Origin of the sequence: Candidatus Vallotia laricis, assembly GCF_020541325.1 — a bacterium.
Lineage (GTDB): Bacteria > Pseudomonadota > Gammaproteobacteria > Burkholderiales > Burkholderiaceae > Mycetohabitans > Mycetohabitans laricis.
The window spans coordinates 516,430-533,657 of sequence record NZ_CP047399.1 but is presented as its reverse complement, the minus strand read 5'-3'; the positions used below and the strand labels follow the sequence as shown (position 1 = coordinate 533,657).

Sequence of the window (17,228 nt, the reverse complement as noted above, 5' to 3'; positions counted from 1 at the left end):
TATCCTCAGTATAAAATCTCACATGCATTCTGCAATTGAGGCAATAACGCCTTATTACAACCCTTCGGGATAGACAAATATAAAAAATTTATCCAGATCGAAGAGTTTGTAAAAATTTAAGAATTACCCTTCTTAAATGAGAAAGGGTGCTCACTTATCTAGTTGCTTTTGAGAAACAGGTGTATATCGCCCTTGATTAATTATTTTTAGATACTTTAGATATGTCTTCATAGATTAGGAGTGGCTTGCCATCACCGTCAATAACATTCTCATCGATGACAATTTTTCTAATTCCTTTGAGACCGGGCAGCTCATACATAATATCCAGTAGCGCCTGTTCTAAGATTGAACGTAATCCGCGCGCTCCAGCTTTTCGGAGGATTGCTTTTTTTGCGACTATCCGTAGTGCTGCTGTCCGAATCTCAAGCTCTACCTGTTCCATGTTAAACAACTTATGGTATTGTTTTACTAATGCGTTTTTTGGCTCAATAAGAATCTTTATTAAAGCAGCCTCATCCAGCTTACCCAGTGTTGCAATAACTGGCAATCGGCCAATAAGTTCCGGAATGAGGCCGAATTTTATTAGATCTTCGGGCTCGACATCTTGTAAAACTTCTCCTGAGTCGCGATCCTGTTTACTCTTCACGCTGGCCCCAAAACCAATTCCACTTTTCTCTGTACGGTCTGTGATGACTTTTTCAAGACCATCGAAAGCCCCTCCACAAATGAATAAGATATTAGTTGTATCAACCTGCATAAACTCTTGATTTGGATGCTTTCGCCCCCCCTGCGGGGGCACTGATGCTATTGTTCCCTCGATTAGCTTTAGCAGAGCTTGTTGTACACCTTCTCCTGACACATCACGAGTAATCGATGGGTTATCTGATTTTCGGCTAATCTTATCGATCTCGTCGATGTAAACAATACCGTGCTGTGCTTTCTCAATCTCACAATTGCAATTTTGTAGCAACTTTTGAATAATGTGCTCAACATCCTCGCCAACATAGCCCGCCTCTGTCAAAGTGGTTGCATCCGCAATCACGAACGGAACATTTAGCATTTTTGCAAGAGTTTGTGCAAGCAAAGTCTTTCCTGAACCAGTCGGCCCAATTAATAGAACGTTGCTCTTAGACAACTCAACATCGTCTTTTTTATCGAGACGCTTAAGACGCTTATAGTGATTGTATACCGCTACCGCAAGAATTTTTTTAGCCTGTTCTTGCCCAATCACATACTGATCAAGAAGTGCATGTATTTCTGGGGGGCTAGGCAAACAGGATAGTGTAGCGCTTTTATTATTGGTTACGCTATCTGCCTCCTCAAGAATAATTTCGTTGCATAGATCAATGCATTCATTGCAAATAAAAACCGACGGTCCAGCGATAAGTTTCATGACATTATGCTGACTTTTTCCGCAGAATGAGCAGCACGGCTGCTTTTCGCTATTCGCAGATTTGTTGTCCGCCATAAATATATAAGCCTCCGGACACTTCTTTTACATCATACGCCGATTGATGACCCCAGCATTGCTAAACTGGTTATAAACTATTGCTATGCTTTATTGAAGATAATCAATAAAGCATAGCAATAGTAGCGGGTTCTCTTAACGAGGTATATATTATGGACGCTTATACAGCACCCGATCGATCAGCCCATAGATCTGCGCGTCTTCGCCTGACATAAAATTGTCGCGATCGGTATCTCTCTGGATCTTCTCGACTGGTTGCCCAGTATGCTGCGAGAGCAGATTATTTAGACGATTCTTTAAAAACATGATTTCGCGAGCTTGAATTTCAATATCAGACGCCTGGCCACGCGCACCCCCTATAGGTTGGTGAATCATGATTCGCACATTCGGTAAGACAATACGCTTACCTCGCGCGCCAGCGGCAAGCAAGAAGGCACCCATACTAGCTGCAAGTCCCATGCATAGCGTAGTTACGTCTGGTTTAATAAATTGCATCGTATCGTAGATTGCCATGCCGGCCGACACCGAGCCACCTGGACTATTGATGTAAAGACTAATATCTTTATCCGGATTTTCGCTTTCGAGAAATAACAATTGAGCAACGACTAAATTTGCAGTCTTATCGTTCACCTCTCCAACTAGAAAAACCAGCCGTTCTTTAAGCAGGCGTGAATAGATATCGTAGGCTCGCTCACCTCGTCCGCTCGTCTCGACGACCATTGGAACAAGGCCTAGAGCCTGGGCCTCGAATTCCCCAGTAGCATGCGCGGCCAGTTGATTTATAAAATCTGCATGGAACGTCATGATTCTATCCTTGTACCTAGAGTTAATAGATACTTTAGTGATGCACTCGTTAACTAAAAAATGCGAGGTGAATATATGATTTTACGCCAGAGCTTCCTTCGAGTCGTGCATTAGTTCCTCGAAGCTTACTTCCTTATCGGTCACATTTACCTTGTCCAGCACGAAATCTACGACATTGTTTTCGACTACGTATGCCTCTATCTCAGCTAGGCGCTGCTGGTTCATATAATACCATCGTACAACTTTCTTTGGGTCCTCGTGGCTCTTTGAGAGTTCGTTCACTACAACTCGGATTTGCTCTGGTTTAGCCTCTAGTTTATGATCTTTAATCAACTTAGACAGAATCAAGCTGAGCTTTACTTGGAACTCGGCTTGCTGTTTAAATTTTTCGGCTGAGATTGGAGCCTTTGCTGAGTCTAGAATGCCTCGGCGTGCTAGATTTTTGCGTTCTATTTCGACAAGCCGCCTCTGGTCTTGCTCAATCAGCGAATTCGGTACATCAAAGTTAGAAAGTTTTAATAGGGCATCCATTACCTGATTTTTTAGGATAGCCTGCGTTCGGCGCTTTGCCTCACGATCCAGATTATCTTTGATCTCTAAACGCATCTTTTCTAAGTTACCATCTACAATACCGAGCGATTTCGCAAATTCTGAATCAATTTTCAGCTGTTGAGGCCATTCAATCTTCTTGATGTTGATTATGAAACTCGCAGTTTTACTGGCTACATCTTTAGAGTGATAGTCATCCGGGAACCTAAGAGTGCACTCTTTAGAATCCCCTACTTTTAAGCCTAACGTTGCTCTCTCGAATTCTGGAAGAATCTGATCTTCGCCGAGTATAAACGTGAGGTTCTCTGCACTGCCCCCTGGAAATTCTTTTCCATCGATCTTGCCAATAAAGTCGACTGTTACACGATCTCCGATTTGTGCACTAGTATCTTTTCCGCTTATTCCGGGCTCGCTCGTGTCCCCACGGGAGTAAAAATGCACTCGCTGTTTATGTATGGTTTTGAGAGTTCGGTCAATCTCAGCGTCTCTGATTTTTGTTATTTTCCGCTGTATTTCCACACTTGATAGGTCCCCAAGCTTTACTATCGGGTACACCTCGAAAGTCGCATTAAATACATACGCATCACCCCCCGCAGATTCTTGGTTTGCGACGAAGGTTGGTTGACCCGCTATGCGTAGGCCCTCAGCCGTGCTGATGTCGAAAAACTCCTTGTCAATTTTCTCTCTTAGTATTTCCAGCTCTAATTGGCTAGCGTAGCGCTGCACAACCATCTTCAGTGGCACTTTTCCAGGGCGAAAACCATGCATGCGAACATTCTTTGCTAGCCTACAGATACGTTCATCAATTTCTTTCTGGACGACATTCTTCAGCAACGAAATTGTTACGCGCCGTTGAAGTTTTCCAAGGTTTTCTACAACATTAGCCATGAATTTAATCCATCCTAAAGTAGTATTTGAGTGTCTGGTTCTCCAGGCGCTAAGCAAGCGGTAACCTGTATAGCAAGGTTTACTCTGTCTGACATACAATTTTTCTCTATGTAATGAGGTCTTATCATATTTTCCCCATAGATGCCGGTGCGAGGGTGCGTCTTTGACGGTATATTTTGCTCTATTATCGGGCTGATTACCGATATAATAAATTAGGCCAATTAGTAGTCGCTATACACTCTCTCTAGAGATTCTGCGCTTGCATGGCAACTATGTTTCTCAGCGTATGTTCATATTAAATTTACGTTAAATTTCTCAAAAATGGTAATAAAATACAGCTTCTTCCGATTTGTTTAATGAAACTTTATCTTTTATGTCTATATACATATTTAACAAATTATCTAAGTAGGATATTAATATTACTTAACTAACGAAAAATTAGCATATTTATTACCACGGCACGTATAAGATCAGTCGCAGCAAATTCGAAGCGCTTCTTGCTATAACACTAAATTAGTACATCTCGGTAAGCGGTGTTTTTTTATATGAAGGGCCATCTAATTACAAACTAACGAAATAACAACACCCTGAAATAATACTTTGATCTAGATCGACTAATATAGTAACTATTCCAGCACACAACACCGAACATTAATGGTATAAAACAAATAAATTTAAAAAATGCGTGATTGTTTTTCAGCACGACTCACTCCTTACGCAGCCTTTCGTCAAACTTAGAAATAAGGTCACAAATCTCTATTTGTCCAATAAAATATTGGACTCCACGCCGTGTGAAATATAGAATTTCTGAGAATCCTTTGAGACATCTAATTACTCCCCAAGGAAATGCAGGATTGCTAACGATCATGAGTGGTAGAGTAGGCTTAAATTTATTTACTGCCTTTTGGGGTTAGTGCTGGACTCAAAATCTACGACGGTAGTAGATCTATGGTACGAGGAGGGGGACTCGAACCCCCATGCCTTTTCAGGCGTCAGGACCTAAACCTGGTGCGTCTACCAATTTCGCCATCCTCGCATCTAGCGGTGTATTGCATGTCGCTTTGTTGTACTGCCTTATTTTGCTAAAGTATAGTTAGCCCGACTCGGAAAATTCTACCGTAAATCCGAGATTCTAACGGATTTACGGCGCGTTGTCTGCCTCATGCATGCCTAAATAATAAGCTTGTTTTCGCATTACATACCTCATATGCTTCTTATCTTGTGTTTTACGTGAATATAGACAATTATTGCCGGCAAAAAGCTGCGCCAGTCGGATCTAGTATGTACTACGCACTTCAGCGTGCTCCACTAGTAGCTCAACCCTTATTAACTGCGTTATACACATTGCATCAGAAGCTATTTGAGAGCATTAGCAAAGTGAGTGATCCAGATGTTGGTCGCGTCAAGCTCACCTGGTGGAAAAGCGAATTCGAGGCCCTTGCACAGGATACTCCCACCCATCCAGTAACGCAGGCAATAGCACGTTATTATTACGCTAGCGCACCGCCGATCAGGACGTTTATGACGTGGCTATCCGGTTATCAGATGGACATAGACCAGACACGCTATCTGAACTACTTAGAGTTGCACCGTTATCTGGAGCAGGTAGGAGCTACATTAGCGAATACAGTAGCTAGAGTCACTGCGTGCGAGCCAGCAGTCCTAGAGTCGTGGGCACCGAAGCTAGGGAGAGCATTGCTATTTGCTAATATCGTTAAGCGTACTGGCTCGCTCGCACAATGCGGTCGCATTTATATCCCGATTGACGAAATGCGGCGATTTAGTGTGACAGCAGACGATATCCTATATTCTCGTTATAGTAACAGATTGACACAATTGATGTCGTTCCAAGTGAAGCGTGCGCGTTATTTCCTCACTGAAGCTCTTAACGCAATACCGCAAGCCGAGCGGAAAACTCAACGCATGCTCCGCGCGCAAGCTGCTATACTGTTAGCGGTACTGCACGAAATAGAGATAGAAGACTATCGCGTGCTGCATCAGCGCATTACATTGACACCGATACGAAAATTATGGATTGCGTGGTGTACGCAGTAATAATAATGTACCGGAATTATTAGATATCCTAATACTGTAGAAGCCTCTAAAGAATTAATAACCATTGAGCTGCCAATAGAGCAGTCTATACAGGATGACCGCGTTCTGAGGCCAGAGTACTAGATTAGAATTAATATTATTTAATATTCGCGAATTCGCTTATACCCCACCTTAATGCAGAACGCTAGCCTATCGACTGGTAAGCAGTACTACGGCTTGTGCCTCAACAGCCTCACCCCGACCTATGTATCCTAGATTTTCGTTGGTCTTCGCCTTGATATTAATAGCGTTGTCGTGAATATCAAGATCTATTGCAATGTTTCCGCGCATTGATGGAATGTATTTAGACAGCTTGGGCTGCTGCGCAATAACAGTGCTATCCACATTGACGATATAAAATCCTGCTTTCGCCACACGTCGTGCTGCCTCTCGCATGAGATCTCGGCTGTTAGCGCCCGAAAAATTCCGATCTTCATTAGGAAAGTGACGGCCAATATCACCCAATGCCGCACCACCAAGTAGCGCATCTGTGATTGCGTGCAGCAACACATCGGCGTCCGAATATCCAAGAAGACCGCGATCATAAGGTACTATCATTCCGCCAATTACTAGAGGTCTACCTGGTATAAGTTTATGTACGTCGTAGCCCTGGCCAATTCGCCAATTCATTTGTTGTTCTCCAGCCAGTCAGTGTTTCGGTACTTCTGGACGCATATAGCGGCGCTCAGTACATCGTTTTATGCGTGAGAAATGCTTCAGCCAGTGCGAAATCTTCTGGATACGTCACTTTGAAGTTGCGCATGCTTCCTTGCACAATCTGAGGTCTATAACCAAGCGATTCAAGCATAAAAGCCTCATCTGTTGCTGCATCACTACACATCTTCGCTTGTATAAATGCCTCTTGCAAAATGCCGATACGAAACATTTGTGGAGTCTGTGCCTGCCATAAATAGTCTCGTGGTTCAGTTGAACTGATACGTAATTTTGACGATTTATCAATAATGGTAGCACACTTCGATGAAGTAATACGCTTCAGTGTATCGACTACCGGTATTGCTACAATACCACCCACAGGGTCATCCCATACAGCAGCTACTAGTGTACGGATCAATCTCGGCGTGATACCCGGTCGGGCAGCGTCGTGAACTAGAACCCAGTCAGAAGCGCACGCGCCGAATTCGGCTAGCTTAAGTAGCCCATTGTGCACTGATTCGCACCTGATTTTGCCGCCGCAGTGTTTGATTGCATAACGCAATGCACCTAAGTGACACGGATCGAAATAAACGTCGTCGGGCGCGAGGACTACAAGTGTTTGGGTAAACTCCGAGCATGCATCAAATGCCGCTATTGAGTAATACAATAGGTTATGTCCAGCAACCATCTGGTACTGCTTCGGAATTGGAGAACCCGCTCGCGAACCATTGCCAGCGCAGAGAATTAGGGCAAACAGACGCGGGGTCACAAAAATCGCATAATTTATGCGGAGTCAAAATGAAAGACAGATTTTATAATAGGTGTTTCAAGTTGCCGCCTGCAACCCCTATTATCTGCTCATGCCACATTACTCTGCTGCCTCGCGCGATTCACGATTTTCCTGTCCCTTTTCTTTCCCCAAAGAGGGGCAGCGCTATGTGTTTAATGGCGCATTAAAGTCGGCTGATGCCCTAGCAATTACACGCTATTACTTATCTAATCGGGACCGTATGCCGATGATCGCGCTTATCTGTGCGAGTGCGGTCGATGCACAGCGCTTACAGCAGGAAATTAGTTATTTCTTGCCTAGCGTACGCGTACGACTTTTTCCCGACTGGGAAACTCTGCCGTACGATACATTTTCTCCGCACCAAGACTTAATTTCGGAACGGCTTGCTACATTGTTTGATCTAGGTGAGGGACGCTGTGAAATACTTATTGTCCCAGCTGTAACCGCGTTATATCGAATGCCGCCAACCACGTTCATAGCTACACATACTTTCGATCTTAAACAAGGCCAGCAGCTAGACGAAGCTAAATTGAGGGCGCGGTTATTACTATCAGGTTACGAACATGTAACCCAAGTTGTTCATCCTGGTGAATACTCTGTTCGTGGCTCATTAATCGATTTATTTCCGATGGGATCGTCTCTTCCATATAGAATCGACCTGGTCGATGACCAGGTCGATTCTATTCGCGCATTCAATCCTGATACGCAGCGCAGCCTTTATCCAGTGTGCAACGTACTCCTGCTCCCGGGGCGGGAGTTCTCGTTTGATGAAACCGCGCGCACCGAGTTTCGTAGTCGATGGCGCGCCGAATTTGATGGAAATCCTTCCCGTGTGGCTATCTATCGAGATGTTGGTAATGGTGTTGCTTCGGCGGGTATCGAATACTACCTGCCACTATTCTTCGAAGATACCTCAACTCTTCTCCACTATTTTCCAAAGAACACGCATTTGGTTCTAGTTGGCAATATCGAGGAGTCAATACGGCAATTCATCATTGAAACTAAGGAGCGTTATGCGTTTTTGTCGCATAATCATGATCGTCCAGTCCTATCGCCTGCACGACTCTTTCTATCAGAGCAGGACTTCTTCGGCTTAATCAGGCCGTTTGCACGGATTTTACTAGCCTATAAACCATTAGACAATGACGCTGAGTGCTGGTCGATTCCCCTTCCATCACTAGCAATGGATCGCCGCTCGCACGATGCGCTTAACGCGCTACGACGCTATCTCAGCACGACAGATCAGCGGGTCCTGCTTTTTGCCGAGTCAGCCGGACGCCGCGAAACTATTGCTCAATTACTTGCCGATCATCATCTTCAAGCGTCTCTCTTCGATTCTTTCGATGAGTTTATACAAAGCGATGCGCTATTCGGGCTAGCTGTTGCGCCTATTGCATCCGGTTTTATTCTACCAAAAGAGCATATTGCGCTAGTCACGGAAACTGAGCTATATGGCCCGCTTGCGAGGCGGACTGGATATCATCGGCGCTACGCAAGATCCACCAGAAATATAGACTTAATAGTACGCGATCTGTCTGAACTAAAAGTTGGTGACCCCATTGTACATATCCAATATGGAATTGGACGATACATGGGCCTAATACCAATGGATATTGGTGAGGGAAACACTGAGCTTCTGCATCTAGAATACCATGGCGAGAGTAGACTATATGTTCCAGTGTCACAGTTACACGTGATTTCTCGCTACAGCGCTGCTGATCCGGACAAGGTTCCGCTCCAGGTCCTTGGATCCGGACAATGGGAAAAAACCAGGCGTCGTGCTGCTCAGCATCTCCGAGATACAGCAGCAGAGCTTCTGTATCTATATGCTCGTCGCTCCGCACGCAAGCGCTGTGCGTTTGCCATAGATCGAAGCGAATACATGCGTTTCTCGGAAGGTTTTGGTTTTAACGAGACACCGGATCAGGCCTCTGCCATCTCGGCGGTAATTAACGATATGACTAGTGGCCAACCAATGGATCGATTAATATGCGGCGACGTCGGGTTTGGTAAGACTGAAGTAGCACTACGTGCGGCCTTCATTGCAGCGCTTAACGGTAAGCAGGTAGCTTTTTTATCGCCGACAACATTACTGGCCGAGCAGCATTTTCAGACCTTCACCGACCGTTTTGCTGGCTGGCCGATACGTATCGCTGAGTTATCGCGGTTCCAGTCCCCTAGGGAGGTCAACACCACGATCCAAGCGCTTAATAACGGTAACGTTGATATTGTCATCGGTACTCAGAGGCTTCTCTCTACAGATGTACGTTTTAAGCGTTTAGCACTCGTAATTATTGACGAGGAGCACCGTTTCGGGGTGCAGCAAAAGGAGGCGCTTAAATCGCTATGCGAGGAAGTAGACGTGCTGACATTAACAGCCACGCCAATTCCTCGTACTCTGGGTATGGCACTAGAAGGGTTGCGAGACTTCTCAATAATTTCCACTGCACCGCAAAAGCGATTAGCGATTAAAACCTTTGTGCAGCGAGAGGAGGACAGCGTAATACGTGAGGCTATGTTACGCGAACTTAAGCGCGGTGGACAAGTCTACTTTTTGCATAACGAAGTTGAGTCGATAGACCGACGTCGAACAGCGCTCGAAATACTGGCGCCCGGAGCCCGAATTGCGGTAGCGCACGGCCAGATGAACGAACGTGAACTTGAGTGCGTAATGCGCGACTTTATATCGCAGCGAGTCAATGTACTATTGTGCACGACGATTATAGAAACCGGGATCGATGTACCAAACGCAAACACGATCCTCATTCACCGCGCTGATAAATTTGGTCTTGCCCAATTACATCAATTGCGGGGCCGAGTCGGTCGTTTTTATCATCAAGCTTACGCTTACTTACTGCTTCACGATCCACAATCATTGACCTGGCAGGCTCAGCGGCGCCTAGAAGCTATTCGGAAAATGGAGGAATTAGGGAGCGGTTTCCGCCTTGCAATACATGATCTAGAGATCCGAGGTACCGGGGAGATTCTAGGCGAAAAACAATCTGGCGATATCAAAGAAATTGGGTTCCAACTTTATACTAATATGCTTAATAACGCTGTATGCGCTTTAAAGGATGGCCGAGAACTAGATTTAAATTCGCCTTTAGCTGAGACTACCGAAATTAACTTGCATATTCCGGCAATTCTACCATCCGAATATTGCGGTGACATACCGCAGCGCCTATCGATATATAAAAGATTAGCTAATTGTGAGACAGCCGGGGCTATCGATAGCATTCATGAAGAACTTATCGATCGCTTTGGAAAACTGCCAATACAGGCGCAGGCACTAATGGAAACTCATCGACTAAGGTTAGTTGCTAAGCAACTTGGCATCCTCAAAATCGATGCATCAGAAGATATGATCTATCTTCAATTCACAAAAAATCCAGCAATCGATCCTGGACGAATCGTTGAAATGATGCGGAAATATAGCTACATCAAACTAGCGGGGCAAGACAAATTGCGGATTGATCTACACAGTTCCAACTTAGCAAGCCGTGTCAAGATAATCATGGAAACGATGCGGGCCCTTAGCACACTGTGTAAGCACTGTTCGAATAGATGAGTTAGATTGCATATGTACGATGCTAGATAGGCTAATAACGTGCAATTTTCAGATTTGTTTTTTGAGTGCAATACAATAGAAAGATTATCAACTTTAAAGAATATCATGTCTGCATCAGAAACATTTCTCGAGATTCTTCTTCGTTTAATTTTCTAGCTAGTTCTAGAGCTACTGCATGGACTAACAGGCTGATTAGCTTCGATACGACCAGACACTAGCTAAATCCTGGGTTTGATTGAATCAAACATGATTACGGTGCTCAGTTTAGATGGAACGCTTATATACTATGAATGAGGAAATCGGCTAATTTTTTTGCGACAGACTGACTAATACCAGTACTATATACTGGTATTAGTCAGTCTGTCGCATGACGTATTACCGGGATAGATAGCAATGAGGCGGTGATCTTTTCGTTGTACGAATAGATATCACAAGCTTTATGATTTACCTCTGAAAATGCAGTTTGATGAGCCTAGCAAAATTAACATCGGATTCTTGAATATTTTGAGGACTGCAGTAGTGCTGTGTTAATCAATTTCTAAAGATCGAGCATTTTCTAATTTATTAAACTAGGTTGACCCTCATACTTGGATTCAGTAGTTTCATATATTAATTGAAATTGAGGTCACTCACTAGCTCGCGGATTACGCTGTCATAACGCTTATCAACCTCAGTACTTACACTAGTTTAGGGTGGAATCTCGCCAAACAAGTATTCACGCTCTAATCCCCGAGAAATGAGGATTTATGTTTGCTATACTTACATAGTCGTAACACCCTCCCTCTGCATAATACTGTTGTAAACGGAAATTTTAATTGATTATTATTGGATGCAATATTTCCGAACTATCTGTGCGTATACACTGTACTCGTTTTGTGCTGCGCAAGCATAAAAGTTTTCCTAAATGCTTAGGTTTACAGTCTACTGTAATATATCAAAATATCTATTTAAGATATGCTGATACGGCACTTTTAAAATATGCATGACTATATTAGTAATACGATGATAGAAAAATAACTTTTTCAGATACCGCGTTGGTATAGATAACTCTTTCTTCGAGTTTCGCAATACAGCGAAGACCGCCTAGAAAAGTTTTGCGTGTAATATATTACTGAGTAAAGAAATCTACTGCATGAATAGCTAAAGATTTAATCTTTAGATGATAAAGTCACGCACTTCGTGGAAGTAACATAGACCAGTTCTTATTCAATAATGCATTGTTACATCTTTCTGCAGAATACTAATATAGTCTATTCCTATATGCTTATAAAGCTACTAATCTATGCGCTCTAGTGAGTTTTCCTTGTTACTAGGCGAACCCGAAAAAGATATGCAGACTGGGTACTTTTATCTGAATTTACAAGTCAAGACATGATCGATATGTAAACGCCTATTTATATTTGAAAATAATAGTCAAACTAATATTTCTAGTAAAAATAACCTTAGTTTTATTAAGCAGTATAACCAGGAACTGATAGTGAATAGTCGCATCGACTAGGCTAGCAAATAAGGAGTTATTAAGCTCAACATGTCCTACTAATGGATATATCAATAGTAGTTCTTTCTACAATAGTAGTTCTTTCTACATTAATGGTCAAAAAAGACAAGTTTCTTGGATAAACTAGTCAATATAATGTCCTAGTTTTATCGATAAGTATCATTCTACCGCTGCTCATATTTCGAAGGCACTATAAAATGAGCATTATTATGCACCACACTTTCCCCGCAGCGCTATACGAGAAATACTGGTCTTGTAACTAACCCTCCTGGCCCATATACTCTTATAGCCAATATTCGAACATAGTCCAATCAATGGAGAAATATATGTCAATACTAAATATTATCTCTCGTAGGCTAAATGGCTTATTGAACGACGCAGCTGAATCAGCTCAAGATCCTGGGAGGGATGCCAGGCAGATCGTACGTGAACTTGACGAAAGCATTTCAAAAGCAGAAGACTCGCTGATTGAGATCGAGGCACAGGTCTCAATGCAGCGCAGCAAGCGTGATATTGCTAATTATAATGCAGAAAAATATGAGAATGGAGCAAAACGTGCTCTGCAGGCTGGCGATGAGGCACTGACTCGCGAAGCACTTAATGCCCAGATAAATTCCATAGCTGAACGTGACGCAATTACAAAGGAACTAGCAGCACTAGAGCCGTCTCTAGAAAAGCTTAAGAAGCAAATAAACGAGATGCACGAACGTCGTAATAACTTAAATTCTCGATCGAAAATCTTGCAGGCCGAGCAGCAGATTGCTAAAGCAAAGAATACGGTAGCTACCGCCCTAGGCGGAATCGGTGGCCAAAACTTTGTAAAAGACTTCCAGAAACTTGAGGACACAGTCGCACTTCAGAACGCGCGATCTGATTCACGCCTCAACTCAGTTAATGAGCGAAGCGGAAAATCGCTAGATGATAAGCTAGCGGCCCTTTCTAAGGGGAATTCCGTAGAAGATCATCTAGAAGCGCTAAAGAAGCGAATAGACAAAACTATTTAGTCGTAAATTACATGCGAAATGTGCGGAAATAGATATATATGGCCCAATCAAACGATGAAGAAACTACTATCGATTATCTTGGCTGGCACCATTTTCGCAGCGGGGACTTTAGCTTTCGCTACACCGAGCACGATTGAGATTAACAATCTCATTGCACAAGGAAACTGGCAAAGGGCGCATAACAAACTTATTCAAGTATTACATGAACATCCCAACAGCACTTATGCGCACTACCTATATGGCCAGGTACTTGCTAGAGAGGGCCGAGCCTCAGATGCACTATCTGAGCTTCAAAAAGCTCGGGAACTCGATCCAGAGTTACGATTTTCCTCTAGCACTAAACAGTTTAATGCCATTGAAGAATATGTACGACGAGAGGCCCAACGTGCGGCTAAGAGCAATGAGACATCGCTGTTTACACGTATGAAGTGGAATAACCCATCAATAAGTGTGTGGATCGGCTTTATTAGCGTGCTTATTTTGGTTATATTTCTTGTGCGTCGTACCGTATTAAGTGCGCGTTCAAACTATATGAGTGTGCAGCAAGAACATCGCCGAACACAACTTAAGCGTATGACTGAGTTGCTAAATGTAACGCGATCGCTTAGGCTTGATGTGCGCCTCTCGATGAAAGATAAAGATGGGGCGCTACTAAGCGAAGTCGATTCGATCGAAAGCAGGTTGTGTGAATTAATCGATAAGCTTACAAATACTAATAGTCTGGTACCGGACCATACGCTCGAGCATCTCGAGTCTCGCCTAAAAATCGTGCAAGACTACTCTAAAACACGACGCGATTTAAGTGTTGTCGATAACCAAGCTATTAGCGGTACTCAGAGCTTCTCAAGTAGAGATCAAGTATCCGTAGATGCTCAAGCAGCTTGTATAATACAAGCACAAGACAACATAGCAAGACAGTCAATGCAACCACAATCGACTTTAGTCGTACAGCAGTCGGAAGACAGCGGACGTGGTATGGGTGGGTTATTAACTGGTATGCTAATAGGTCAAATTATTGGGAATAGTGTTGAACGAGTAATCGTCGATGATAGACACCGGTCTAACTACCTAGATGCACCACTTAATCCGAGATTTGACACCTGGAACAGCAATGACGATTGGGACGACTCTAAAATTGTCGATATTGATGTTGGTGACAACGGTGACTCCGAATGGACTTAAATACAGTCTAAGCATTTTTCACAACTGATAAAGAGCCATACTGTAAACTATAGCATGCAATCGACAGAGTTATATCTGCTTTATAGAAAAAGCAGATAGATATTGCCATTAATCTGTTTTTATGCGATGTAAGATGCTTATATCATCCAGATAAAGTTTGTTCATATTTTTTGTTCGCATACTACTTTTATATGATCTAGCTGTGCATCGCAATCTAAGTACGGAGGTTAATAACCCAGTCTTAACATATTAGCTATATCCTATATTAATTCTATTTATTAGCCTAAATAATATGGCTGCATCGATCATCGAAATATTTATACTCAATATCACTTTGTGATAAATACCAGCTTATCTAGACGAATATCCTCGAAAAACCAATACCGATCTAAGTGCAATTATTTCTTATACTTTGGCTTTGATTAATGCTTTCTATATAAATAACACTTAAATAAGCACTAAATATCAAAAAAGAATTTTTCCATATTGATATTCACAATAATATCATATAAATTTATCACCGATAAACCGTATCGGATTTTTATAAAAGTGTTTCAAATAACATAAATTATGTTATTTGAATAACTATATGTAGTTAGATTACTTTTAGTAAAACTTAAGAAGTCTAATATTGTTTAGAGTAACGAACAAACACAATGACTTACATCTTGTAACCGCTCTAAATACGCTGAAGCTATCGAGCCTCAAAAAATTTTGATTGAATCAAACAGATATTTGATCATAAAATTTAAAGAAATTTATTTTTACTAAGTAGCTCGGAGGAGCATGTAGCAATGCTACTGCATTTTCATAAGAAAACTTAAGATAAAATAGAACTAGGAAGAACTTAAACAAACTATGGGGTGGCCGATGGGTCTCGAACCCACGACAACAGGAATCACAATCCTGGACTCTACCAACTGAGCTACGGCCACCACTTAAAGAAGTAATACGTCTATTGGCGTAATTGCGCCAATAGATTATACGCATAGATTTTATGTTTTTCTAGATAAGAATGCAAAAACTATTAGTTTAAATCTAGCTTTTAGGAAGTAATTTTCTTATACGTATCTGCTGGAGGAGCTGCAATTTGAGCATGCGCCTCATCAAGTATGCGAAAGTTTCCAGTAGATAACTGCTGTGGATCTGATAATATGCGACGCCAACTTTTCGCTCCAGGCTGATTACGATAAAGTCCCAGCATATGCCGTGTGATAGCGCCGATATAGGTACCACGAGCATGTTCAGCATAAATGTACTCTCTCATAGCGAGCTCAACTGTACTGCGCGTTTTCACTGCGGCTGATGGACTATAAAAACACCTATCGACGTCTGCTAATAGATAAGGATGATGATAGAACTGGCGCCCAATCATCACGCCATCAACATAGCGCAAGTGTGTGCTTGCTTCATGCAATGTCTTAATTCCACCATTGATAATAATCTCGAACTTAGGGAAGTCATGCTTTAACCTGTAAGCGTAGTTATATTTTAACTCTGGGATTTCTCGATTTTTTTTAGGGGATAGTCCATGAAGTATCGCGTTGCGCGCGTGCACGATAAATACGTGACATCCACCTTGCGCTACCGTACCTACGAAATCTCGAACAAATCCGTAGTTATTCACTCCATTTACACCAATTCTGTGCTTCACTGTTACTGGTATCGTTACTTTATCACATATTGCCTTCACACAATCAGTAACTAATGTTGCTTCCTTCATTAAGCATGCACCGAATGCATTGCGCTGCACGCGCTCAGATGGGCAGCCACAGTTCAGGTTAATTTCATCGTAACCCCACCACTCAGCAAGTTTTGCACAGTGAGCAAGCTCGTTTGGTTCGCTTCCGCCAAGCTGTAGTGCAATCGGGTTTTCCTGGGGCATAAAAAATAGATGTCTGGCAATGTCACCGAACAGCAACGCGCTGGTCGTTATCATTTCCGTATATAGGTAGACGTGACGAGATAATTGCCGATGAAAATATCGGCAGTGGCGGTCAGTCCAGTCCATCATAGGCGCGACGCAGATACGTCGAGCACAATTGGTGTCAAAGTCCCTCATTATAGAAAAAATTAGAAAATGTATAGATACAGTGAACATACTTTACCGTATTTTTTCATTTTATGTTTTTTATACCACCCATCTTAATTAACTAAAAAAATTTCCAATTCAAAGATGTATATATTTAGACTTACACTTCTCATATCAGCAGAGAGCTGTTAAGAGTAATTACGCATAACAGACTATATTGCTATGTGCAACAGCGCCGCATCCAGGCTTCAATCGCCTGTCTTCTTAGCTGAAGGTATATTAAGTTTTGGTAACTTGAATTATGCTTCCTTAATAAGCATATAAACATCAAGGCTAGCCTTAAAAATTTTGAATCTGCCAGCGACGCAGCAGACATTAAATAAATTTTATAAACAAGTACTGTTATCAAACAGTTAGACTAGCTAACCATGACTCTAGGTATAGCCGTAGTTATGGTATAGATTGATAGTTATAGGCTCTTTTCTTCTATCTCAATCAATACAACTCAAAATTCGGATAAGCGTCTATTGATCGGGCAGGAGATAAGGATTTAGTCTTAGATGACACACTATATAGATTCTTAGTGCTCACGTTCTTTTCTCTACAAAGTTTGTAATAAATATGTTTTCTATAGAGATTTCTTATCCAGCATAAAAAATCATATTACACTTGACTCGCATAAACCGCAGCGATTACG

The 17,228-nt window shown here is 42.4% G+C and carries 10 protein-coding genes and 2 tRNA genes; 4 read left to right on the top strand and 8 right to left on the bottom strand.

Annotation, left to right across the window (positions count from 1 at the left end; genetic code table 11):
* Positions 1-196 precede the first annotated feature (196 nt).
* From clpX to GKR41_RS02065, 4 genes are all read right to left on the bottom strand, one after another.
* Positions 197-1,468 (bottom strand): ATP-dependent Clp protease ATP-binding subunit ClpX, encoded by a 1,272-nt coding sequence (clpX, locus tag GKR41_RS02080; protein ID WP_226810199.1) that lies wholly within the window; start codon positions 1,466-1,468, stop codon positions 197-199.
* A 150-nt stretch (positions 1,469-1,618) separates the two neighbouring features.
* Positions 1,619-2,272 (bottom strand): ATP-dependent Clp endopeptidase proteolytic subunit ClpP, encoded by a 654-nt coding sequence (gene clpP, locus GKR41_RS02075; RefSeq protein WP_226810198.1) that lies wholly within the window; start codon positions 2,270-2,272, stop codon positions 1,619-1,621.
* 81 nt (positions 2,273-2,353) lie between these two features.
* On the bottom strand, positions 2,354-3,709 hold the full coding sequence (gene tig, locus GKR41_RS02070; RefSeq protein WP_226810197.1) for a trigger factor: 1,356 nt from the start codon (positions 3,707-3,709) through the stop codon (positions 2,354-2,356).
* A 949-nt stretch (positions 3,710-4,658) separates the two neighbouring features.
* Positions 4,659-4,745: transfer RNA gene (locus GKR41_RS02065), tRNA-Leu, on the bottom strand.
* A gap of 245 nt (positions 4,746-4,990) precedes the next feature.
* On the opposite strand from GKR41_RS02065, the gene GKR41_RS02060 reads away from it, so the two are divergent.
* Positions 4,991-5,764 (top strand): squalene/phytoene synthase family protein, encoded by a 774-nt coding sequence (locus GKR41_RS02060; RefSeq protein ID WP_226810196.1) that lies wholly within the window; start codon positions 4,991-4,993, stop codon positions 5,762-5,764.
* Positions 5,765-5,953: 189 nt separating this feature from the next.
* On the opposite strand, the gene ispF is transcribed toward GKR41_RS02060, so the two are convergent.
* Both ispF and ispD read right to left on the bottom strand, forming a co-directional pair.
* Complete coding sequence (ispF, locus tag GKR41_RS02055; RefSeq protein WP_226810195.1) at positions 5,954-6,433, bottom strand: 2-C-methyl-D-erythritol 2,4-cyclodiphosphate synthase; 480 nt, start codon at positions 6,431-6,433, stop codon at positions 5,954-5,956.
* Positions 6,434-6,488: 55 nt separating this feature from the next.
* Entirely contained in the window at positions 6,489-7,226 is a 738-nt protein-coding gene (gene ispD, locus GKR41_RS02050; RefSeq protein ID WP_226810194.1) for a 2-C-methyl-D-erythritol 4-phosphate cytidylyltransferase, read from the bottom strand.
* 91 nt (positions 7,227-7,317) lie between these two features.
* Between ispD and mfd the strand changes: the two genes are divergently transcribed.
* From mfd to GKR41_RS02035, 3 genes are all read left to right on the top strand, one after another.
* Positions 7,318-10,815, top strand: a complete 3,498-nt coding sequence (gene mfd, locus GKR41_RS02045) for a transcription-repair coupling factor (protein ID WP_226810226.1) — start codon at positions 7,318-7,320, stop codon at positions 10,813-10,815.
* A gap of 1,824 nt (positions 10,816-12,639) precedes the next feature.
* Complete coding sequence (locus GKR41_RS02040) at positions 12,640-13,317, top strand: PspA/IM30 family protein (protein ID WP_226810193.1); 678 nt, start codon at positions 12,640-12,642, stop codon at positions 13,315-13,317.
* 54 nt (positions 13,318-13,371) lie between these two features.
* Positions 13,372-14,499 (top strand): tetratricopeptide repeat protein, encoded by a 1,128-nt coding sequence (locus GKR41_RS02035; RefSeq protein ID WP_226810192.1) that lies wholly within the window; start codon positions 13,372-13,374, stop codon positions 14,497-14,499.
* 859 nt (positions 14,500-15,358) lie between these two features.
* On the opposite strand, the gene GKR41_RS02030 is transcribed toward GKR41_RS02035, so the two are convergent.
* Positions 15,359-15,434, bottom strand: a tRNA-His gene (locus GKR41_RS02030).
* 110 nt (positions 15,435-15,544) lie between these two features.
* A complete protein-coding gene (dusA, locus tag GKR41_RS02025) occupies positions 15,545-16,561 on the bottom strand; it encodes a tRNA dihydrouridine(20/20a) synthase DusA (protein ID WP_226810191.1) in 1,017 nt (338 codons plus the stop codon).
* Between the last annotated feature and the right edge of the window lie 667 nt (positions 16,562-17,228).